General features: G+C 67.6%; 18 protein-coding genes. 6 read left to right on the top strand and 12 right to left on the bottom strand.

The window, feature by feature from the left end; genetic code table 11:
- Positions 1-160 precede the first annotated feature (160 nt).
- The 3 genes from FHT98_RS20020 (at position 161) to FHT98_RS20010 (ending at position 2,297) form a co-directional block, all read left to right on the top strand.
- A complete protein-coding gene (locus FHT98_RS20020; protein WP_061964514.1) occupies positions 161-433 on the top strand; it encodes an HU family DNA-binding protein in 273 nt (90 codons plus the stop codon).
- A gap of 83 nt (positions 434-516) precedes the next feature.
- Entirely contained in the window at positions 517-1,692 is a 1,176-nt protein-coding gene (locus FHT98_RS20015; protein ID WP_142115048.1) for a vWA domain-containing protein, read from the top strand.
- Positions 1,689-2,297, top strand: a complete 609-nt coding sequence (locus tag FHT98_RS20010; protein ID WP_142115047.1) for a hypothetical protein — start codon at positions 1,689-1,691, stop codon at positions 2,295-2,297. The genes FHT98_RS20015 and FHT98_RS20010 overlap by 4 nt, the downstream gene beginning before the upstream one ends.
- Before the next feature lie 3 nt (positions 2,298-2,300).
- Here FHT98_RS20010 and FHT98_RS20005 read toward each other — a convergent pair whose 3' ends face one another.
- The 3 genes from FHT98_RS20005 to FHT98_RS19995 form a co-directional block, all read right to left on the bottom strand.
- A complete protein-coding gene (locus tag FHT98_RS20005) occupies positions 2,301-2,723 on the bottom strand; it encodes a universal stress protein (RefSeq protein ID WP_061964521.1) in 423 nt (140 codons plus the stop codon).
- Between the two features lie 201 nt (positions 2,724-2,924).
- Positions 2,925-3,245 carry a 2Fe-2S iron-sulfur cluster-binding protein gene (locus FHT98_RS20000; protein WP_142115046.1) on the bottom strand — a complete coding sequence of 107 codons (321 nt, stop codon included), beginning with the start codon at positions 3,243-3,245 and terminating at the stop codon, positions 2,925-2,927.
- Positions 3,246-3,328: 83 nt separating this feature from the next.
- Entirely contained in the window at positions 3,329-3,667 is a 339-nt protein-coding gene (locus tag FHT98_RS19995) for an Hpt domain-containing protein (protein ID WP_091855762.1), read from the bottom strand.
- A 262-nt stretch (positions 3,668-3,929) separates the two neighbouring features.
- Here FHT98_RS19995 and FHT98_RS19990 point away from each other — a divergent pair, with 262 nt between their 5' ends.
- Positions 3,930-10,172 (top strand): apolipoprotein A-IV repeat region-like domain-containing protein, encoded by a 6,243-nt coding sequence (locus tag FHT98_RS19990; protein WP_142115045.1) that lies wholly within the window; start codon positions 3,930-3,932, stop codon positions 10,170-10,172.
- Positions 10,173-10,260: 88 nt separating this feature from the next.
- Here the strand turns inward: FHT98_RS19990 and FHT98_RS19985 are convergent, their stop codons facing one another.
- The 5 genes from FHT98_RS19985 to FHT98_RS19965 form a co-directional block, all read right to left on the bottom strand.
- Positions 10,261-10,974: a DNA helicase gene (locus FHT98_RS19985; RefSeq protein WP_142115044.1), complete on the bottom strand. Its 714-nt coding sequence runs from the start codon at positions 10,972-10,974 to the stop codon at positions 10,261-10,263.
- A 194-nt stretch (positions 10,975-11,168) separates the two neighbouring features.
- The gene (locus FHT98_RS19980) at positions 11,169-11,774 is read right to left on the bottom strand and encodes an ABC-type transport auxiliary lipoprotein family protein (RefSeq protein ID WP_142115043.1); all 606 of its coding nucleotides are present in this window, start codon (positions 11,772-11,774) and stop codon (positions 11,169-11,171) included.
- Between the two features lie 4 nt (positions 11,775-11,778).
- Positions 11,779-12,921: an MlaD family protein gene (locus FHT98_RS19975; protein ID WP_091855766.1), complete on the bottom strand. Its 1,143-nt coding sequence runs from the start codon at positions 12,919-12,921 to the stop codon at positions 11,779-11,781.
- A gap of 3 nt (positions 12,922-12,924) precedes the next feature.
- The gene (locus tag FHT98_RS19970; RefSeq protein WP_142115042.1) at positions 12,925-13,755 is read right to left on the bottom strand and encodes an ABC transporter ATP-binding protein; all 831 of its coding nucleotides are present in this window, start codon (positions 13,753-13,755) and stop codon (positions 12,925-12,927) included.
- Between the two features lie 2 nt (positions 13,756-13,757).
- Positions 13,758-14,903 (bottom strand): ABC transporter permease, encoded by a 1,146-nt coding sequence (locus tag FHT98_RS19965; protein WP_061964535.1) that lies wholly within the window; start codon positions 14,901-14,903, stop codon positions 13,758-13,760.
- Between the two features lie 302 nt (positions 14,904-15,205).
- Here FHT98_RS19965 and FHT98_RS19960 point away from each other — a divergent pair, with 302 nt between their 5' ends.
- Positions 15,206-16,063 (top strand): hypothetical protein, encoded by an 858-nt coding sequence (locus FHT98_RS19960; protein ID WP_142115041.1) that lies wholly within the window; start codon positions 15,206-15,208, stop codon positions 16,061-16,063.
- Between the two features lie 17 nt (positions 16,064-16,080).
- Here the strand turns inward: FHT98_RS19960 and FHT98_RS19955 are convergent, their stop codons facing one another.
- The 3 genes from FHT98_RS19955 to FHT98_RS19945 are packed head-to-tail and all read right to left on the bottom strand — an operon-like array spanning position 16,081 to position 18,826.
- Positions 16,081-16,893, bottom strand: a complete 813-nt coding sequence (locus FHT98_RS19955) for an ABC transporter permease (protein WP_142115828.1) — start codon at positions 16,891-16,893, stop codon at positions 16,081-16,083.
- 59 nt (positions 16,894-16,952) lie between these two features.
- A complete protein-coding gene (locus FHT98_RS19950) occupies positions 16,953-17,771 on the bottom strand; it encodes an ABC transporter ATP-binding protein (protein WP_142115040.1) in 819 nt (272 codons plus the stop codon).
- A 23-nt stretch (positions 17,772-17,794) separates the two neighbouring features.
- Positions 17,795-18,826, bottom strand: a complete 1,032-nt coding sequence (locus FHT98_RS19945) for an ABC transporter substrate-binding protein (RefSeq protein ID WP_142115039.1) — start codon at positions 18,824-18,826, stop codon at positions 17,795-17,797.
- Between the two features lie 148 nt (positions 18,827-18,974).
- On the opposite strand from FHT98_RS19945, the gene FHT98_RS19940 reads away from it, so the two are divergent.
- Positions 18,975-19,775, top strand: coding sequence for a creatininase family protein (locus FHT98_RS19940; protein ID WP_142115038.1), 801 nt, complete (start codon positions 18,975-18,977; stop codon positions 19,773-19,775).
- Between the two features lie 3 nt (positions 19,776-19,778).
- Here FHT98_RS19940 and soxR read toward each other — a convergent pair whose 3' ends face one another.
- Complete coding sequence (soxR, locus tag FHT98_RS19935; protein WP_142115037.1) at positions 19,779-20,234, bottom strand: redox-sensitive transcriptional activator SoxR; 456 nt, start codon at positions 20,232-20,234, stop codon at positions 19,779-19,781.
- Between the last annotated feature and the right edge of the window lies 1 nt (position 20,235).

Below are 20,235 nucleotides of genomic sequence, written 5' to 3'. Positions count from 1 at the left end.
CTACCGCCGCGGCCATCGTCTTTCCGCGGTAACCGTGGCAACTGCGTGAGTTGCGCGCCGCGAATGGCATCCATGTGTCGCGGTCGCTCGTGTCGGAAACGAGCATGAACGGCCGTCATCCAGCACGCGACGCCTGAACCACCTTCTCTAGGAGGAATTCATGACCAAGAACGAACTGATCGCCGCCATTGCCGAAGAGACCGGCAAGACCAAGGCCGACGTCTCGGCCATCCTGGCCTCTCTCGGCGCGACCGTCGCCAAGTCCCTCAAAAAGGGCGACGACGTCACGCTCGGCGGCATCGGCAAGCTCTCCGCCGCCAAGCGCGAGGCCCGCGAGGCCCGCAACCCCTCGACCGGCGCGACCATCAAGGTGCCCGCCAAGACCGTCGTGAAGTTCAAGGTCACCAAGGACCTCGCCGACGCGGTGGCGTAAGGCCATCATCGGGCTCAGGCAGCGTTCGCGCATGAAACGTGGACGCTGCTTGACCCTGCGCCCCATGCCCTCACATTAGCGGCATGTTTCTCCGTCTCTTCACTGATCTGCGCGCCGCCAAGGTCCCGGTGACCTTGCGCGAGTACCTGACGCTGCTCGAAGGGGTGGAGGCCGATCTGGCCGAACACAGGGTCGACGAGTTCTACTATCTCGCCCGCGCCACGCTGGTGAAGGACGAGCGTCATCTCGACAAGTTCGACCGCGTCTTCGCCCAGGTGTTCAAGGGCATGGAGACGCTGCAGCAGGCGATCGAGGAAGCCGGCATTCCCGAGGAATGGCTGCGCAAGCTCGCCGAGAAATTCCTGACCGACGAAGAGAAAGCCCAGATCGATGCGATGGGCTGGGAGAAGCTCTGGGAGACGCTGAAACAGCGGCTCGACGAGCAGAAGGGCCGCCACCAGGGCGGCAACAAGTGGATCGGCACCGCCGGCACCTCGCCCTATGGCGCCTATGGCTACAATCCCGAAGGTATCCGCATCGGCCAGGACAAGAACCGCAATTTCCGCGCGGTGAAGGTCTGGGACAAGCGCGAGTTCAGGGATTTCGACGACACGCGCGAACTCGGCGTTCGCAACATGCGGATCGCGCTCAGGCGCCTGCGCCGCTTCGCCCGCACCGGCGCGGCCGAGGAACTCGACCTCGACAACACCATTTCCGAGACCGCCCGGCACGGCTATCTCGACGTCAAGCTTCGCCCCGAGCGCCGCAATGCCGTGAAGGTGCTGCTCTTCCTCGATGTCGGCGGGTCGATGGACTGGCATATCGAATTGGCCGAGGAGCTGTTCTCGGCGGCGCGGGCCGAGTTCAAGCATTTCGAGCATTTCTACTTCCATAACTGCCCCTATGAGCGGGTCTGGAAGGAGAACCGTCGCCGCCACGACCAGCAGATCGCGACCTGGGACGTGCTCAGGACCTATCCCTCCGACTATCGCCTCGTCTTCATCGGCGATGCCTCGATGAGCCCCTACGAGATCGCGATGCCCGGCGGCTCCGTCGAGCACTGGAACGAGGAGGCTGGCGAGGTCTGGATGGAGCGCCTGGCGACCAAATTCCCGAAATCGGTCTGGCTCAACCCGGTGCAGCAGAACCTCTGGAACTACACCCAGTCGATCCGCCAGATCGGCGGCTTGATGGGCGGGCGCATGTTCCCGTTGACGCTCGACGGACTGGATGGCGCGATGAAGGTTCTGGCGCGGTGACGAAAGCGATTATGGACGAGGACGATGACGGCCCTGCCCCGAGCTGGCGCCAGCGCCCCAAGCCGGTGGACTTCGAGATCGCCTACAAGCTCGACGGCGACACGCTCGAGGTCGATCGGACGCGCCGGGTCGACAGCATCCGCCTGAGCGCGGTCGAGCAGGTCCGCTTCGTCTATGCGCCCGGCAATATCTCGTCGAAAGGCTACAAGACGCAGCTCAGGCTCAGCGACGGCCGTACCGTGACCTTCGGCAACCTGTCCTGGCGTTCGCTCACCGATCTGGACCGCGACGACCCGCGCTATCGCCGCTTCGTCACCGCGCTGTCGGCCGCGATCGCGCGGGCCAATCCGCGCGCCCGCTTCGTCGCCGGACGACCCAGGCCGATCTGGCTCGGCGTCGCCGCTCTCGGCGCGCTGTCGCTGCTGATGCTCGCGGCCTTCACGCTGCGCGCCTTCCAGCAGGGCGCGAACAGTGCCGGGCTGCTCGGCATCCTGCTGATCGCCGCCTCGTTCTGGCAGGTCTGGCCGCTGGTCAGTCTCAACCGGCCGCGCGAACTCGCGACCGGCGAGGTGCCCGACAGCCTCGTTCCGGGCCGGACGAGCTGAGGCTCAGCGGACGACCAGCACCGAGCATTTCGCCCGGCGCACGATGGCCGAGGCGTTCGAGCCGATGACATAGGCGAGCATGCCGGGCTCATGCGAGCCGATGACGATGAGATCGGCGCCGCTGGCGTCGGCCTCGGCCAGCACCTCGCCATGGACGGAGCCGATCAGGACCTTGGCCGAGACCTGCTCGGCTGGGAGATCGACCTTCGCTGCGATCTCGGCGAGCTTCGCCTCGGCATCTTCCTGCTGCTCGGAATCGAAATCAGCCGGCACGAACTCCATGTAGGTGACCGGGATGAGCGAGCGGACATAGACCAGACGCAGCCTCCCGCCCGAAGCCTTCGCGAAGGAGACGGCCGCTGCGAGCGCCGGCTGGGCAAGCTCGGCTTCGGCGAGATCTACGGGGACCATGATCGATCTGTACATCGCATCCTCCTAGGCATCGGACCGAAAAATGGGCGCCACTTTTCGGGAGTCCGGATGATATCACAAATGCCTGGATCGCTGTTGCCGCGCCCGGTGGAATGCGCGCCGACCCAGGCGGGGTGTGCAATCATCATGGAGTTTGCCAGCATCGGCGCCATGATCCAGCGCAAAATGCCGGATGCGGTGCGATGCCGCGCGGGTCTAGCCCTGGCGCTCGGGCGTACGGACGATCAGCCCGTCGAGATCCTCGCGGATGCGGATCTGACAGGAGAGGCGCGAATTCGGGCGAACGTCGAAGGCGAAGTCCAGCATATCCTCCTCCATCGGCTCGGCAGGGCCGACCGCCGCGGTCCAGGCATCGTCGACATAGACATGGCAGGTGGCGCAGGCGCAGGCGCCGCCGCATTCCGCCTCGATGCCGGGAACCGCGTTGCGGATCGCCGTCTCCATCACGGTCGAGCCGGTTTCGGCCTCGACGGTGCGGCTCTCTCCATGAGCGTCGATGAAGGTGATGTTAGGCATGGGAAACTCCGGCGGCGCGATCTCCGGCACCGCTTAGAGCATTTCAAAGCGGCACGGAACGGGTTTTCCCGCCGCAGCCGTGCTCAGGCGGCGCAATCGGAGCGTGCGATCACCGCCCTCGCCTCGGCCGCCGCGAGGGCGAGCGCATCGAGGGCGCTTTCGCTCGCCTTCTGCTCCGGCCCGGCAAGACCCTCCTCGATGCGGTCGGCAGCCTCGGCGACCTGCCAGGCACCGACGGCGCGCGCCGCACCCTTCAAGCTGTGGGCTGCATCCATCCGCATCTGTCGGTCGGTGCTGCCGTGGATGGCCCGCAGATGGACGACGCATTGCTGGGCGAAGAGCACCAGCAATTCGCGCTCCAGCTCGTGGTCGCCCGCGGTCTGGCGGGAGAGATAGGCGAAATCGATGGCCTTCTCGGTCATGTCAGGAACTCTTCGACATCGGTCATCAAATGGCCGCACGGGCCGGTCTCATGCCCTTCAGGAAGCGCCCGGATGGTGAACGAGGCGTTAACGACGTTTGTGAATCGCGTGGTCAAATGGGTTTCCAAGGGTCCAGGGGTCCACTACCCTTCCAATTGGTAAATGATGGGCGCAGTGTCTCCGTTCACCCGGCCAGAGGCGGCATGGGGCGACGGTGGTCATCGTACGCGCCCATCGTCAGTAGCGTGACGAGGCGGCAACGATGAATCGACCCAAGAAGCTCCAGGACCCCACTGAAGCTGCGATGTCGGCGATCGAAGAGGCTCTTCGCCTTGACCAGTCCAAGGACGGCGCCGAGACGCCGGTCGAGACCGAGCCGCGCCTGCCCTCGACCAGCGAGAACGACCTGAAGCTCGAATTGCCGCGCGTCGAGCCGGCTCCGGCGTCGCCTCCGCCGGCCCTTGCCACTCCTCCCCAGCAGCCGGCGCAGCCGCGCGCCGCGATCGCGCCCGATACCAGCCGCGTCGCCAATGACGACCGCCGCGATTCCAGCTCGCTCGTCCAGGCCTTCGCCGTGCGCCCGTCGCGCAAGCCCTACTGGTTCGCCGCGCTGTCGTCGCTGGCCTGGCTGGGAGGCGCCGCCTTCGTCCTGCTCGGCCGCTACGGCTCGTTCAGCAACGGCCTGCCCGAGCCGGTCGCCAGCTTCGGCATCGGCGAATGGACGCTGCTCGCGCTCTCGATCGGCGCGCCGGTCGTGTTCTTCTTCGTCCTGGCGGCGCTCTATCGCCGCACCCAGGAGATGCGCCTGATCTCGCGCGCCATGACCGAGGTCGCGCTGCGCCTGGCCGAGCCCGAGGTCGCCGGCGCCGATTCCGTATTGTCGCTGAGCCAGACCATCCGCCGCGAGGTCGCCGCCATGGGCGACGGCATCGAGCGCGCGGTTGCGCGGGCCGGCGAACTCGAAACCATCGTGCGCGGCGAAATCTCGACGCTGGAGCGCGCCTATGCCGATAACGAGATTCGCCTGCGTTCGCTGATCGACGAGCTCGTCACCCAGCGCGAGGCCGTGGTCGGCAATGCCGAGCGCGTCAAGCTCGCCATCAGCGGCGCCCATGACGGGCTCGCCAAGGACCTCGACAGCGCCAGCCGCGCCATCGCGGAAGCCGTCTCGCAGGCCGGCGACCGCGTCACCGGTTCGCTCGGCGCCAAGGGCGACCAGATCACCCAGGCGCTCGGCCGCGCCGGCGAAAAGATGATCGAGGAGATCAGCGGACGCAGCCACGACCTGGTCGAGCGCCTGCAGGTCACCTCCGGCGAGGTTTCCGAGCGGCTGGCAGGAGCCAGCGACAATCTCTCGACCATGCTCGACGGCCGGGCCAAGGAAATCGCCGGTTCGCTGGAGCGCACCGGCGCCGTCCTCACCGAAGGCCTGACCACTGGCGCCCAGGACGTCACCCGCGCCATCAGCGAGACCGGCAACCAGGTCGCCGAAACGCTGACCGGCCGCGTCGAGACCGTCAACGAACTGCTCAAGAACACCGGCGAGACGCTCGCCCGCGACATCTCGGCGCGTGGCACGGAAGCGGCCGAGCGCTTCGAGGTCAGCAGCCGCAACATGGTCGCGCTGATCGAAAGCCAGAGCGAGGCCCTGCAGGCGCGCCTGGCGGAATCCGGCGAAGCGCTGCGCAGCGCGCTTTCCGACGAGGGCGAGAGCGTCACCACCCGCCTCGCCGAGGTCGGGCGCGGGGTCAACAGCCTGCTCAACCGCCAGAACGAAGCCATCGCCACCCGCCTCACCGAGGTCGGCGAGAACGTCCACGGCCTGATCGGCACGCATGGCGATACGCTGGTCAGCCGCCTCAACGAGACCGCCCGCACCGTCGACGACGTGCTGCGCGAGCGCAGCGAGGCGATCATCCTGCGCGTCAACGATGCCAGCCAGTCCCTCAGCGAGTCTGTCGCGCAGCATGGCGACGCGCTCACCGGCCGCATCACCGACGTCGCGGGCCAGGTCAACGGGCTCTTCACCGACCAGGGCAGCAAGCTCGTCGACCGCCTCAACGAAACCGGCCAGACCGTCCATACCCTGCTCGACCAGCAGGCCGAGAAGCTGGTCGGCCGCGTCTCCAGCGCCGGCAGCGAGCTCGCCGATCTCGTCGGCCAGCAGAGCGACGGCGTCGTCGAGCGTGTCGCCGAAGCCGGCCGCAACCTCGCCAGCCTGATGGGCGAGCACAGCGACGCAACGGTCTCGCGCGTCTCCAATGCCGGCGCCGATGTCGCCAAGCTATTGTCGGAGCGCAGCGAAGCTCTGGTTTCCAGCGTCTCGGGCGCCGTCAACACCGTCGAAACGCGCCTGCGCGACGAGAGCGAGCTGCTCGTCAGCCGCCTGACCCAGGCCGGCCAGGAGGTCGGCACCATCGTCGGCAACGAGAGCGAGCGCCTGATCACCGGCCTGTCCGAGACCGGCATGCGCGTCAGCGCCCTGCTCGACGAGCAGGCCGGCGCGATGACCGTCAAGGTTTCGCAGGCCGGGCTCGAGATCAAGGACCTGCTCGGCAACGAGAGCCAGGCCCTAGCCAGCCGCGTCGCCGATGTCGGCCGCTCGGTGCATGGCATCCTGTCGGAGCGCAGCAACGCCCTGATCTCCCGCCTCGCCGAGACCGGCGCCAGCATCGACCAGCAGCTGGACGAGCGCGGCGCCCATCTGGCCTCCCGCATCACCGGCAGCATCGAGGCGGCGCAGAACGCCCTCGAACAGCAGCAGACCGGCTTCCTCGCCAGCGTCAGCGACACGGCTGAGAAGGTCGGCTCCCTGCTCGGCGAGCAGCGCGAGACCATGGTGCGCGACCTCGTCAGCACCGGCCGCGAGGTTCACACCCTGCTCGGCGAGCAGAGCGAGGATCTGGCGCGCCGCATGACCGAGGCCACCCGCACGCTCACCGAGACGATCAATGTCGACGGCCGCCATGTCGCCGACCGCGTCACCGAGGCGACGCAGGGGCTGCGCGACACCTTCACCGTCCATGCCGAGGATGCGCGCACCCTGCTCGCCGGCACCGGCCGCGAGATCGTGCTGGCGCTGACCCAGCAGGGCGGGCGCGTGAACGAGGCGCTCTCGGCCAATGCCGAGTCGATGCTGCGTTCGGTCGAGGGCCGGGCCCAGGCGCTCAACGAGGCGCTGGCGCTGCGCCACGACGCGCTGACCAAGCTCTTCGACGAGCGGGGACATGAAATCGAAACCGCGCTCGGCGGACGCCTCTCGGCGTTTGCGGCGCTGTTCGACACGCAGGGCCGCGACGTCGAGAATGCGCTCGCCGCGCGTCTCGGTGCCTTCGAGGACCTGATCGTCGTCCAGGGCGGCACCCTGACCGCCAAGATCTCCGGCGATGCTCAGCAGCTCACCACCGCGCTCCATGCCGGAATCGCGCAGGTCGAGAAGCTGATCTCCGAGGACGGCGTCGCGCTGGCCGACAAGGCCGGGACGCGTGCTCTCGAGGCAGCCGAGCTGCTCGCCAGCCGCACCCGCGAGGCCGCGGACGCGATGGAGAGCCAGATCAAGCTGTTCGAGGATCGCTCCGGCGCCAAGAGCGCCGAGATCGCCGGCACGCTCGACAGCCTGATCGCGCGCATCGACGGCAGCCTCGGCTCGCGCGCCACCGCCCTCAACGAGGCGCTGGTCGAGCGCACGGTCGACATCGCCCGCGTGCTGGCCGAAGGCGGACGCGAGGTGACCAAGGCGCTCGCGGCCAAGGCCGACGAGATCGGCGAGGTCGTCACCTCCAAGAGCGAGTCGCTCACCCGCACGCTCAGCGACAAGGCCGATACGATCAACGCGACGCTGGGCGGCCGTGCCCTCCAGATCGCCGACACGCTCGACCAGAGCGTCGCGCGCTTCGAGGAGCGCGTCGTCAACCGGCTCGACACCGTCTCGCATACGCTCGACACGCGCGGCGACGAGATCGCCACCACGCTGCAGGGCCGCTCCGAGGCCATCGCCTCCGTGCTCGCCCAGCGCGCGCAGGAATTGCGCGCCCTGTTCGACGACCAGGGCGGCGGCATGGTCTCGGCGCTCGCCGGCCAGAGCGAGGCCATCGCGGCCGCGCTCACCGAGCGGGCCGAGCAGTTGCGCACCCTGTTCGACGATCGCGGACTCGGCATCGTCGCGGCGCTCGGCCGCCGTGGCGACGCCATCTCCGGCGCGCTCGACCAGCGTGCCGAGCAACTGCGCGCGATCTTCGAGGGCCAGGGCGCCGGCCTCGTCACGGCGCTGGAGCGCCAGGGTGCGGCCGTGGCCTCTTCGCTGGACGAACGGACGAGCGCCCTGCAAGCAGCTTTCGATGCCAGCGGCAGCGGCCTCGTCGCTGCCCTCGGCCGCCAGGGCGAGACGATCACGCAATCACTCGACCAGCGCGTCGATGCTCTCCACGCAGTCTTCGACGCCAAGGGCAACGGCCTTGTCGCCGCTCTCGGAGAGCAGGGTGCAACCTTCAGCCAGTCGATCGACGAGCGCATCGCGGCACTGCGCGCCGCCTTCGACGCCAAGGGTAACGGCCTGGTCGAGGCTCTCGGGCAGCAGGGCGCTGCCTTCACCCAGTCGGTCGACGAGCGTGTCGAGGCCCTGCGCGCCGCGTTCGACGCCAAGGGCAACGGCGCCGTCGAGGCGCTGAACGAGCGCGGCGAAGCGCTGGCCAACGAGTTCGCCACGGTCGGCGAGACGGTGGTGCGCGCACTCGAAAGCCGCGGCAACGCGCTTGTCGCCGGCCTGCGCGATCGCGGCGCCGCCATCGCCAACGCGGTCGAAGCCTCGTCCAACGCGCTGCGCGAAACGCTGGAATCCGGCTCGAAGCAATCGGTCGACGCGCTGGTCGGCACCAACGAGCAGCTGCGCGAGGAACTCGGCGGCATGCTCGGGCGTCTCGGCGAGGCCAACAAGCTGATGCAGCAGATCGTCAACGGCGCGAACAAGAACCTCGCCGCCGTCGAGAACAGCCTGTCGACCCGCGTCGGTGAATTGCAGACCGTGATCGGCACCGTGATGGCCGAGGCCGGCTCGGCCTCGCAGCAGGTCACGACGCAGATCGCCGAGCTGAAGAGCTTCTCGGAAGGCACGCTGCGGGAGACGACCGCGCTGATCGGCCAGCTCGACGATCGCGGCACCTCGCTCAACGAGGCGACCCAGGCCAGCAGCGCGGCGCTCAACGCCGTCGCCGGCCGGCTGGAGCAGATCGAGGGCCGCGTCGGCAAGGCACTGTCCGAGCGTCGCGAGGCGCTGGAGCAGTTGCACGGGCTCATCGCCAACCGCACCGACGATGTCGAGGCGATCACCCGCTCCTTCGCCTCGCTGATCGACGACTCCCTCAACACAGCGGAATCGCGGGCCCGTCAGATCGGCACGGTCCTGTCCGACTCGGCGGAATCGACGACGAACGCGATCGCCCAGCAGTTCGAGGCGATCCGTTCCGCCACCGGCCAGGAGCGCGAGCGCACAGCGGAGGCCCTGCGTGCGGCCTATGCCCAGGTCTCGACCGAGATCGGCGGCGAGATCGCCAAGGTGACCGAGCGCTTCCAGAAGGCGGCGCAGGACATGCGCGGGATCACCGGCGACATCCAGCGCGAGCTGGAGGCGACCCGCGCCGAACTGAAGCGCGGCGTGCTCGAACTGCCGGCGGAAGCCCAGGAATCGACCTCGGCCATGCGCCGGGTCGTGGCCGAGCAGATCAAGGCGCTGAACGATCTCACCGAGATCGTGACGCGCGCCGGCCGGCGCGGCGATGTCTCGCTGCCGATCGACCATGCCGCCAACCGGCGCTCGGCCGCGACTGCGGCTGTGACCGCCGCCGTTGCCGCCCCTGCCCCGGCAGCCCCGGCCCGGCCTGCCCAAGTGCTCTCGCCTGTGACCCAGCCCGCCCCGGCCGCGGAGGAACCGCTGCTGCGGCCGTCCCTCGATGCCACGGCAAGCGAGCCCGAACAGCCCGCCACGCCGCGCGGGAGCACGCGCGCCGAGCCGGCGCCTGCGCCGAGCCGCACGGCTCCGGTGCAGGAAGCGCCGCGCCGCCAGCCGGAGCCGGTTGCGCAGCCGCCCAAGGCGGGCTGGCTCTCCGATCTGCTCACCCGCGCCTCGCGCGAGGACAAGCAGCCGGAGCCGAGCAAGACGACGACGCATTCGATCGAGAAGCTCGATTCGCTCTCCGTCGATATCGCTCGGATGATCGACCATGACGCCGCGGTCGAGTTGTGGGACCGCTACAAGCGCGGCGAACGAAACGTCTTCACCCGCAGGCTCTACACGCTGCAGGGCCAGCAGACCTTCGACGAGATCCGCCGCAAGTACCGCCGCGATGCCGAGTTCAAGGATACGGTCGACCGCTATATCGACGAGTTCGAGCGCCTGCTCGGCGAAGCCGCCAAGGACGACCGCGACTCGATGGTGGCCAAGACCTACCTGACCTCGGAGACCGGCAAGGTCTACACGATGCTGGCCCATGCCAGCGGGCGCTTCGAGTAGGCGTCCGCGTCCCGGCCGAAACGAGAAAGGCCGCCCGAGAGGGCGGCCTTTGCTTTTCCGGGGCGCGACGAAGGCGCCGAACGGCCGCCTAAGCCGCTGCCTGGAAACGTGCCTCGCCCCGGTTCACGAAGCAGGTCTTGTCGAACAAGGCGAGGTCGAGCGGATTGGGCAATCGCACATCCGCGATCTCGGGAAACGGCTTGCCCGAGGCCTCATAGGAGCGGTCGATCTGCGAGATGAAGACGAGGATCAGGCCCCTCTCCCGCGCGAAGGCCTTCAGCGCCTTCACCTGAAGCGCCAGCTCCGGTGTGTCGCGGCGCTGGTCGAGCAGTTGCAGATAATCGATCACCGCCACCGTGCCGCGCGGCGCGTTGCCGAGCGCCGCGACGATATAGTCCGCGCTGATCGCATCGGAGCAATCGCAGTCGAACCGGTCCGCGAACTCACGCGGCTCGATATTGATCGCGCGCAAACGGGACAGCACATCCGCCGGCGTATATTCGAGGGTGAGGAAGATGCCCCGGCGCCCTGCCCGCATCGCCTCCGCCAGCAGGGCAAGGCTCGCCAGCGTCTTGCCCTGCCCCGGCCGCCCCGCCATCAGGACGAGATCGCCCGGTTCGAGCAGGGGCCAGAGCGCGCGGACGGATGTCATCCCGGGCTGCTTCGCCGTGAGCAGGCTCCAGCTGCGATAGCCTTCCTGAGCCGCGATGCGATCAAGCGCGACGTGGAGCGGGATGCGTTCTGCGCGGCTCTGCAGCTTGGCCTTGCGCTTCAACTCATGGATCGGGGCCGACAAATTCATGACGTGAACCTCCTATCGCGAGCAGCTGGCGCAATCCCTCCTCATGCGTGATGCCCGGACAGTCGGTCAGGTCGTCGGAAATGCCCCGCATGATGATGCTGCCCCGGCTGGAGGGGGAGGCTCGGGCCGAGCCGGAATCAGAGCCTAGCGCAGAGGCGCATTGAAGGAAATCGCGGCCTGCCGGCGAGGCGCGCTCAGCGCGCCCAGCGCACGATCTCGACCAGCACCTGCGACAGCGCCCGGTCGAGCGCCTGGGTCGCACCCGGCCCGTCGACCGCGCCGGCCGGCACCCGCGCTGCGAACAGCCGCGCCCGCTGGATCTGCCCCGTGCGGTCGCCGACGATCCGGGCGGTGATTTCGACGACAGCCGTTCCCGTTGCAGCGTCGATGTTGAAGCTGCGGATATTGGTGTTGAGCTGGACATCGGGCGAGATGCGCTGGCCGGGACCTGAGACCGACCCGACCCGGCCGGCATTCTCGAAGGTCTGGATCAGGCGGGCCTGTACCAGCGCCGGAACCCGGTCCGCCCATTGCGCGCCGCCGACGAAGGAGAGCGCACCGCTCGAATCCTTGACGATGACGCGGTCGGAATCGAGCGCCTGGACCGCCGTCGGCTCGGCCACGACCATCGCGCCCCGCGAGCCGCCGACCTTGCCGAAGCCTCCGGGCGCCGAGAGGTCGAAGGTGGTCGGGGTCGCCCCGCCGCCGCAGCCGGCAAGGAGCGCGGCCGCAGCCAGGGCCAGGGCCGGGAGGAAGCGGCGTGTCCGGCGGGCCGGAGGAAGCTGAACCTCGGTCGTCATGGGGCTAGCGGGATCCGTTGTATTGGGGGAGCGGCGGCTTGCCACCGAAAATGAACTGCTGCGGGTTGCGTTCGAAATTCCGCAAGGTGCGGTTGAGTTCCGTCAGGGTCTTCTTGCCGTCGGCAGCCAGCGACTCGACATCGCGCAGGCCCGGCCCGGTGAAGCGGCTGATGCCGGCCGTGATCTCGGCCGTGCGCTTGTCGAGGTTATCAGCCAGCGTCCGGATCGACTTGGCGGCATCCGCGACCTCCTGGAAGGCGCTGCGACCATCGGGCCCAGATCCGGATTCGAGGAAGCCCTTCGCCGCCTGCAGCACGCCCTCGACCTGATCGGCCGCCTTGTCGAGCTTGGCCGAGATCGAAGCCGCGTCCTTGACCACCTTCGCGACGTCGGCGCTGGAGCCGCCGAGCGCGCCGGTGAACTTGTCGACATTGGCAATGATACTGCTGACCTTCTCGCGATCGACCGAGCGGACCACGGCGGTCAGCTCCTCGCTGAGCGATTGCAGCTTCTGCGAGAGCGGCTGGATCGTCTCGGCGATGTTGCCGAAGCCGGCCATCAGCTTGTCGAGACCCTCGGCATTGTTGCCGAGCGCCTGCGAGAACTTCTCGACATTGCGGACGGTGTTGTTGATCGGCGTGGCGTTCTGCTTGATCAACCCGTCGAGCGACGTGAGCATCCCATCGGCCCTCTGCGCGACGTTGCGGACCGTCTCGATGATATCCTGCAGTTCGGAGCGCTCGGCGATGATCGTCGGCATCGGCTCGCCGGGCTTGGCGATCAGCACCGGCGCAGATGGATCGCCGCCGATAAGCTGCAGCGCGACCACGCCGGCCAGGCCTTGCGCCTCGATGCGCGCGCGCGTGTCGTCGCGCAGCGGCGTCGTGCTGGCGACCTGGATCACCGCGTAGATGCGGCGCGGATCGTCCGGCTGCAGCTCGATATTGGTGACTTCGCCGACCCTCAAGCCGTTGAACAGCACGCTCGACCCGCGGCCCAGCCCTGTCACCGTGCCGGTGAAGATGACGCGGACATTCTCCTTGCGCCCGGTCCCGCCGCTGTTGAACCAGTAGACGAAGCCGAAAGCCGCCGCGAGGACCGCGAGCGTGAACAGACCGACGAGTGCGTAGTTGGCGCGCGATTCCATCGTCTAGCTGCTTTGTCCCTGCTCTCCCGCCGGCAGCCTGGCCATGGCGCGCTCCCCGCCGAAATAGGCCTTCAACCATGGATGATCGGACGCCAGCATCGTCGCCAGCGTGCCGACCGCGATCACCTTCTTGTCCGCCAGAGCGGCGATTCGGTCGCAGGCATGATACAGGCTGTCGAGATCGTGGGTTACCATGAAGACGGTCAGCCCCAGCGTCTGCTTCAAGGTCATGATGAGGTCGTCGAATTCGGCGGCGCCGATCGGGTCCAGCCCCGATGTCGGCTCGTCCAGGAAGACGATCTCGGGATCGAGCGCCAGCGCGCGGGCGAGCGCCGCCCGCTTGATCATGCCGCCCGAGAGCTCTGAGGGTGCCTTGTCGGCGGCGTCCCGCGGCAGGCCGACGAGATCGAGCTTCACCATCGCCAGCTCGTCGAGCAGATCGGGCGAAAGGTGAAGGTATTCCCGCATCGGCACCTGGATGTTCTGCTTGACCGTCAGGGCCGAGAACAGCGCGCCCTGCTGGAACATCACGCCGAAGCGCCGCTCGAGCACGCGGCGCTGCTGCAGGTTGAGATCGTCGACATCCTCGCCGAAGACCTCGATCGTCCCGCGTCGCTTGCGCACGAGGCCGAGGATCGTGCGCGTCAGCACCGACTTGCCCTGGCCGGAGCCTCCGACGAAGCCGAGGATCTCGCCGCGCAGCACGTCGAGATCGAGCCCGTCCATGATGACCTTGTCACCAAAGGCGACCTTGAGATCGCGAACGCGAATGACGGTCTCGGGCTCGCCGAGCGCCTGAATCCGATCGGGGGGCGGCGTGGTTTGTTGCGCCATCGTCAAAACTCGATCGAGGCGAAGAACATGGCGAAGAGCCCGTCGACGACGATGACCATGAAGATCGCCTTCACCACCGAGGCCGTGACCTGACGGCCGAGCGATTCCGCCGAGCCCTTGACCGCGAGCCCCTCGATCGAGGCGATCAATCCGATGACGAAAGCCATGAAGGGCGCCTTGATCAGGCCGACGGCGAAATGCTTCCAGGTGATGACCGATTGCAGCCGGGCGAGGAAGGTATCGACACCGATGCCGCCATAGAGCCAGGCCACCAGCCCGGCGCCGACCAGTCCCGACATCGCCGAGATGAAGGTCAGGATTGGCAGCGAGATGATCAGTGCGAGGATGCGTGGCACGATCAGTACCTCGATCGGGTCGAGGCCCATCACGCGCAAGGCATCGATCTCCTCACGCATCTTCATCGAGCCGATCTCGGCGGTGAAGGCCGAGCCCGAACGCCCCGCGATCATGATCGAGGTCAGCAGCACCGCGAGTTCGCGCAGGATCAGGATGCCGGTCAGGTTCACGACGAAGGCGGAGGCGCCGAATTGCTGGAGCTGGAAGATGCCCTGCTGCGCGACGATGCAACCGACGAGGAACGAGATCAGCATGATGATCGGGGCGCCGTTGAAGGCGATCAGCTCGATCTGGTTGACCAGCGATGGCCCCCGGAACTTGCGCGGGCCGAGGACGACGCTGGCCGAACCGACCACGACCTCGCCGAGGAACATGGCGCCGCCCACCATGTCGCGGCCGAAGCGGACCACCCCCTCGCCGATATCGACGAGGACATCGACGATCCTGAAATGCCGATGCGGCTTCGGAGGGTCGTCATCATGGACCTGGACCTCGGACAGGAGGATACCGTGCTCGGGCCTGCTGCTGACGAGCTCGACCGCTGCGCCGTCCCTCTCCTGCCGTGCCTTCAGGCGGTTAAGGACATAGGCGCCGAGCGTGTCGAGCCGCGTCACTTCCGACAGGTCGATGCGGGCTCCCGGCGTTTCGTTCAGGCGCTCGGTGATCTCGCCGACCAGCTCTTCGATGCGGGGCCCGCGGTCGGCGCTCCACGAGCCCGAGAGCGCCACCGCGAGCGTGCCCGCATCATCGCGGAAGGTCGCCTGCGGTTCGGCGGTATCGAGGCTCGCCATGTCGCCGTGAGGTCCTTGTCCCTGGCTAAAACAGCCTCGTGCGACCGCGCGTCGCCGGCCGCACCATCCTCCACCCCATGCCCTGTATTGCCGTGCCGCGCCCACTTGGCAAGCATCGGGCATTCCAGCAGCTTCCGCTCCGTTGCCAAAGCCCCGGAGGCAGGAGAACCGGCCGCTTCGCCGGCGGTTTGTTCCAGATCGGGGCGCAGGCAGCAATTCCTTAAGAAATCGCAAGGCAGGCTCGGGCCATCCCGTCACGACCGCCTTGCTGATTCGGCCGGTCCTTCGAAGGCAGATTCGTCATGGGCGACGCGCGCTCGCTGACACCATTGACCGAGGCGGATTACGAGGCGATCGAAGCCGCGGTCATGGAAACGGCGCGTGGCCGCTGGTTCATGGTCGAATATGCCAAGCGCAACCGGCAGGCGGACACGCTGCAACTGCTCGGCGCGATCCAGCGGATCGAACGGGTCGTCGGGCTCGGCGTGCAGGAGACGAGCCGGGAGACCAACCTGATCGAGGCGGCCGCGCTGATCAGCGACCTGCGCACCGATCTCGAACGCATCAGCGGCAAGGCCGAGGCCCGCTCGTCCGGGCTCGCCGCCCAGATCGAGAAGGCTGCGGGCTCGGTGCTCGCCGCGACCGAGAGCATCCAGGAGGCCGCCTGGGGCCTGCGCGAGACCGGAGCGGACGACGAAGCCTGCGACGCGCTCGACCGCCGCGCCGCCGAAATCTCGACGGCGATCGGCATCGTCGACAGCGTGGTCCAGCGCATCGACAAGATCGCCGACACCATCGCCATGCTGGATTCGAGCCTGCGGGCCTTCGGCGAAGCGGCGCGCGAGAGCAGCGTGAGCTTCGAGGCGATGGCTGCCACCGCGGAAGCGATGACCGTGCCGGCTCCCTCCTCCGCGCCGCGCCATTATGAGGATATCGACGTCGCAACCGCGGGCCGCGAGCCGGTCCCGCTGGAGTTCACCGGCCGGATGGCGGCCGAAGCGCGTTTCGCCACCGTTCCGTTGCTCGACGACGATATCGTCTTCAGCGATCCGGTCGATACACAACCGGCCCCTGCACGCCTGACGGCGAGTCCCTCGGAAACCACCCTGCGCGAGATCGACGCTCTGCCGGCCGATCGCAAGCTCGCCTATTTCGTCTAGCGGGCCACCGGCAGCGCTCAGTTCTCGCGCCGGATTGCGCTTTCGTGCCAGCGGTGCAGCAGCAGGTGCGATACCAGGCTCGTGGCCAGGAAGATCGCGACGCCCGAGAGCGAGATCATCACCAGTGCCGCGAAGACGCGCGGAATCTTGAGCTGGTAGCCCGCCTCCAGGATGCGATAAGCCAGCCCCGAAGCGCTACCGCCGGTGCCGGCGACGAACTCCGCGACCACCGCGCCGATCAGCGCGAGGCCGCCTGATACCTTCAACCCCGCTAGAAAGTACGGCAGCGCCGCCGGCAGCTTGAGATAGCGCATCGTCTGCCAGCGTGAGGCGCCGTAGAGTTCGAACAGGTTGACCAGATTGTGGTCGGCCGAGTTCAGCCCGAGGATGGTGTTCGACAGGATCGGGAAGAAGGCGACGATCCAGGCGCAGATCAGCAGCGACAGGTCGATATCGTTGGCCCAGATGATGATCAGTGGGGCGATGGCGACGATCGGCGTGACCTGCAGGATGACGGCATAAGGGAGCAGCGCCATTTCCAGCCATTTCGACTGGCTGAACAGCACGGCGAGCGTCACGCCGACGATGACCGCCGCGGCGAGCGCCATGAAGGTGATCTTGAGCGTGACCCAGAGCGAGCCGGAGAGCGTGCCCCAGTCCGCGACCAGCGTCTGGCCGACCAGGATCGGCCCCGGCAAGACATAGTGCGGAATCTCGTTCCAGCGGACCGCGAACTCCCACAGCGCCAGCACGGCGACGCCGATCACCAGCGGGGCGAGGATACGCGGCCAGACGCTGACCGGCAGGCCGAGGATGCGGGCCTCTGCCATGGCGACGGGCAGCGCCTGCGCATCCGTGCCACCGGACCTCAGCGTTTCGACGGGCACGCTCATTGGCCGATCGCCTCCTTCAGCTTGGTGGAGGCGACGCGGCAGAGATGGGCGTATTCGCCGGAGGTCCGGAACAGGTCGTCGCGGGGATAGGCAGCATCGACCGAAAGGTCGGCCATGACCCGGCCGGGCCTGGCCGCCATCACCACGATACGCTGCGAAAGATAGACGGATTCGAAGACCGAATGCGTGACGAAGACGGCCGTGAAGCGCTCGCGCTCCCACAAAGCCAGCAGGTCGTCGTTGAGGCGATGGCGGGTGATCTCGTCGAGAGCTGCGAAGGGCTCGTCCATCAGCAGGATCTTCGGCCGCATCACCAGCGCACGCGCAATCGAGACCCGCATCTTCATGCCGCCGGATAGCTCGCGTGGGTATGACTTCTCGAAACCCTTGAGCCCCACCAGCGCCAGCATCTCGGCGGCGCGCGCCTCGGCCTCGGCGCGGGCGACGCCCTTCAGCTTGAGCGGCAGCATGACGTTGGCCAGCGCGCTGGCCCAGGGCATCAACGTCGGGTCCTGAAAGACGAAGCCGAGATCGCGCGCGCCATGGCCGGCGTTCCCTTGCGCCTCGCCGGTCTCGCCCGGCCAGGTAATCGAGCCGGTCGTCGGCGCGCCCAGCCCTGCGATCATGCGCAGCAGCGTCGATTTCCCGCAGCCGGAAGGGCCGAGCAGGCTGATGAACTGCCCTGCCCCCAGTTCGAGATCGACGTCGCGAACGGCAAGCGTGCCGTTCGCGAATTGCTTGGAGACATGCCGGACCGCCACCAGCGGAGTGCTCGCGGCGGGTTGCGGCTTCGTCTCGTCCATCGTCGCAGTCATCTTTTCAGCAGCGCTCGTCCGGCTCAGCCCTTGCCGATGCCCTTGTTGACGAAGTCGAGGCTATAGGCCTTCTTCACGTCGACGCCGGCCGGAACCACGCCGGCCTCGCTCATCGTCTTGTAGAAGCTCGCCCAGCGCGCATCGGTCATCGCGCCGATGCCGAGCGTCTTGGCGTCGCCGGAGACGACGATGCCGCGCTCGTTCATCACCTTGAGCGCGTAGTCGATCTTCTCCTGATCCATGTCGGGATTGTCCTTCAGGATCCGGGCATTGGCGGCTTCGTTGCCGGGGCCGCCCTTCATGTACTCGGCCCAGCCCTCCAGCGTCGCGTCGGTGAAGCGCTGCACGACGTCCTTCTTCTCCTGCGCCATCTTCCGGGAGAGCGTGATCGTGGTGTTGTAGTTCTCGAAGCCGGCATCGGCGAGGAGATGCACCACCGGATCGACGCCCGCCTTGCGGATGACGAAGGGCTCGGAGGAGAGGAAGCCCTGCTGCGTCAGCTTCTTGTCGGCCAGGAACGGCGCCATGTTGAAGGTGTAGGGGCGGATCTGCTCGTCCTGGAAACCGAATTTCAGCTTCAGGAAGGGCCAGAAGCCGACGCGGGCCTGCGCCGCGATCAGGATCGGCTTGCCCTTGAGATCGGCGAGCGTGTCGTTGCCCTGGCCGGGATGCGAGATCAGGACCTGCGGGTCCTTCTGGAAGATCGAGGCGATGCAGAGGAAGGGCAGGTTCTCGTGGGCGAAGCTGAGCGCCTCCAGCGAGTTGCCCATGATCATGTCGACGCGGCCGCCGAGCAGGAGCTGGGTCGGGTTCTGCTGCGGGCCGCCGGGGCGGATCTCCACGTCGAGCCCGTATTTCTTGTAGATGCCGTTGGTGGCGGCGAGATAGAAGCCGCCATGCTCGGTCTGGGCGCGCCAATTGGTCTGGTAGCTGACCTTGTCGAGCGTCTGCGCGTTGACGCGCGCGCCCGGCACGGGGATCAGCAGGGAGGCGGTGGAGCCGCCGATCAGTCCGAGCGCAGCACGCCGGTTCACGCGATATTTCATCGTCGTCATCTCGCTCTCTCCCCTCACGCTGCGGCCGGCCCGGCCACTGGCCCGTCTCCTTATCCCATGCGATAGGACGACGGGACAATGCAACGCCGTGCCGCCGGGTTTCTGCACAGAAACAAGGCGATCGCACCGGCTCCTGACAGGCCTGATCATGACCGCACGTTTCTGGGGCGACCTGAAGAGCTCCGACTTCGCCACGCTTTCGCCTGACCGTACCGTCGCGGTGCTGCCGCTGGCGGCGATCGAGCAGCACGGCCCGCATCTGCCGGTCTCGGTCGACACCACCGTGATGAACGGGATGCTGGCGGAGGCGATGCCGCTGGTGCCTGATGATCTCGACGTGCTCATCCTGCCGACGCAGGCCGTCTGCAAGTCGAACGAGCATCTGCATTCGCCGGGCACGGTCACGATCGGCTGGGAAAGCGCCGTCCGTTCCTGGATCGAGATCGGCGAGAGCGTGAAGCGGGCGGGCCTGCGCAAGCTCGTGCTGATCACCTCCCATGGCGGCAATGTCGACCCGATGAAGATCGCGGCACGGGAGCTGCGCGTCGACCACGGCATCCTCGCCGTCTGCACGGCCTGGATGTCCTTCGGCCTGCCGGACGGGCTCTATGGCGAACTCGACATCCGCCACGGCATCCATGCCGGCGATGTCGAGACCTCGCTGATGCTGCATTTCCGGCCCGATCTCGTCGACATGAGCCGGGCCGCGCTGTTCAAGCCGCATACCGTGACCATGGCCGAAGAAGGCTATACCCATCTGCGCCCGACCGGCCCGCATGCCTTCGCCTGGATGGCGCAGGACGTGAACCGCGCCGGTGCGGCCGGCGATGCCAGCCTCGCGACCGCGGCGAAAGGCAAGGCGACGGCTGCGCTGCAGGCGAAGGGCTTCGCCCAGTTGATGGCGGATGTCGCGCGGATGCCGCTCGATACGCTCTACAAGGCGGGCTGAGCCTCACTCCGGATCGAGGAGGCGCGGCCCCGGCCCCTCCTCGGCCAAGCGATCGAACGGATTGTGCAGCGGGCAATCCCGCACCGAGAGACAGCCGCAGCCGATGCAGCCGTTGAGCTGATCGCGCAGCCTCGTCAGGCGGTCGATGCGGCGTTCCAGCTCCTGCTTCCACGCCGACGAGAGCCGCGTCCAGTCGGCGACGGTCGGCGTGCGCTCCTGCGGGAGCGCCTTGAAGGCCTCGCGGATGGTCTTCAGCGGAATGCCGGCGCGCTGCGCCACCTTGATGATCGCGACCCGGCGCAGCACCTCGCGGGCATAGCGACGTTGATTCCCTTGCGTGCGGTGGCTGCGGATCAGCCCTTCCGCCTCGTAGAAATGCAATGCCGAGACGGCGAGGCCGCTGCGACGCGCGACATCGCCGACGCTGAGTTCGATCGGCAAATGCGGCTGCCGGGACATC

Source organism: Allobosea sp. AK1 (genome assembly GCF_006714945.1).
Classification (GTDB): domain Bacteria; phylum Pseudomonadota; class Alphaproteobacteria; order Rhizobiales; family Beijerinckiaceae; genus Allobosea; species Allobosea robiniae.
The sequence above is the reverse complement of the archived record's forward strand: the minus strand, read 5'-3'. Positions and strand labels throughout refer to the sequence as shown.

Bases quoted from the DNA above. Each gene is read 5' to 3' on its own strand.
- FHT98_RS19960 (WP_142115041.1), top strand. From the start codon at position 15,206: ATGGGCGACGCGCGCTCGCTGACACCATTGACCGAGGCGGATTACGAG.
- FHT98_RS19990 (WP_142115045.1), top strand. From the start codon at position 3,930: ATGAATCGACCCAAGAAGCTCCAGGACCCCACTGAAGCTGCGATGTCG.
- FHT98_RS19985 (WP_142115044.1), bottom strand. From the start codon at position 10,974: ATGAATTTGTCGGCCCCGATCCATGAGTTGAAGCGCAAGGCCAAGCTG.
- FHT98_RS19970 (WP_142115042.1), bottom strand. From the start codon at position 13,755: ATGGCGCAACAAACCACGCCGCCCCCCGATCGGATTCAGGCGCTCGGC.
- FHT98_RS20000 (WP_142115046.1), bottom strand. From the start codon at position 3,245: ATGCCTAACATCACCTTCATCGACGCTCATGGAGAGAGCCGCACCGTC.
- FHT98_RS19975 (WP_091855766.1), bottom strand. From the start codon at position 12,921: ATGGAATCGCGCGCCAACTACGCACTCGTCGGTCTGTTCACGCTCGCG.
- FHT98_RS20020 (WP_061964514.1), top strand. From the start codon at position 161: ATGACCAAGAACGAACTGATCGCCGCCATTGCCGAAGAGACCGGCAAG.
- FHT98_RS19945 (WP_142115039.1), bottom strand. From the start codon at position 18,826: ATGACGACGATGAAATATCGCGTGAACCGGCGTGCTGCGCTCGGACTG.
- FHT98_RS19950 (WP_142115040.1), bottom strand. From the start codon at position 17,771: ATGACTGCGACGATGGACGAGACGAAGCCGCAACCCGCCGCGAGCACT.
- FHT98_RS19940 (WP_142115038.1), top strand. From the start codon at position 18,975: ATGACCGCACGTTTCTGGGGCGACCTGAAGAGCTCCGACTTCGCCACG.
- FHT98_RS19995 (WP_091855762.1), bottom strand. From the start codon at position 3,667: ATGACCGAGAAGGCCATCGATTTCGCCTATCTCTCCCGCCAGACCGCG.
- FHT98_RS19980 (WP_142115043.1), bottom strand. From the start codon at position 11,774: ATGACGACCGAGGTTCAGCTTCCTCCGGCCCGCCGGACACGCCGCTTC.
- FHT98_RS19965 (WP_061964535.1), bottom strand. From the start codon at position 14,903: ATGGCGAGCCTCGATACCGCCGAACCGCAGGCGACCTTCCGCGATGAT.
- FHT98_RS20015 (WP_142115048.1), top strand. From the start codon at position 517: ATGTTTCTCCGTCTCTTCACTGATCTGCGCGCCGCCAAGGTCCCGGTG.
- soxR (WP_142115037.1), bottom strand. From the start codon at position 20,234: ATGTCCCGGCAGCCGCATTTGCCGATCGAACTCAGCGTCGGCGATGTC.
- FHT98_RS19955 (WP_142115828.1), bottom strand. From the start codon at position 16,893: ATGGCAGAGGCCCGCATCCTCGGCCTGCCGGTCAGCGTCTGGCCGCGT.
- FHT98_RS20005 (WP_061964521.1), bottom strand. From the start codon at position 2,723: ATGTACAGATCGATCATGGTCCCCGTAGATCTCGCCGAAGCCGAGCTT.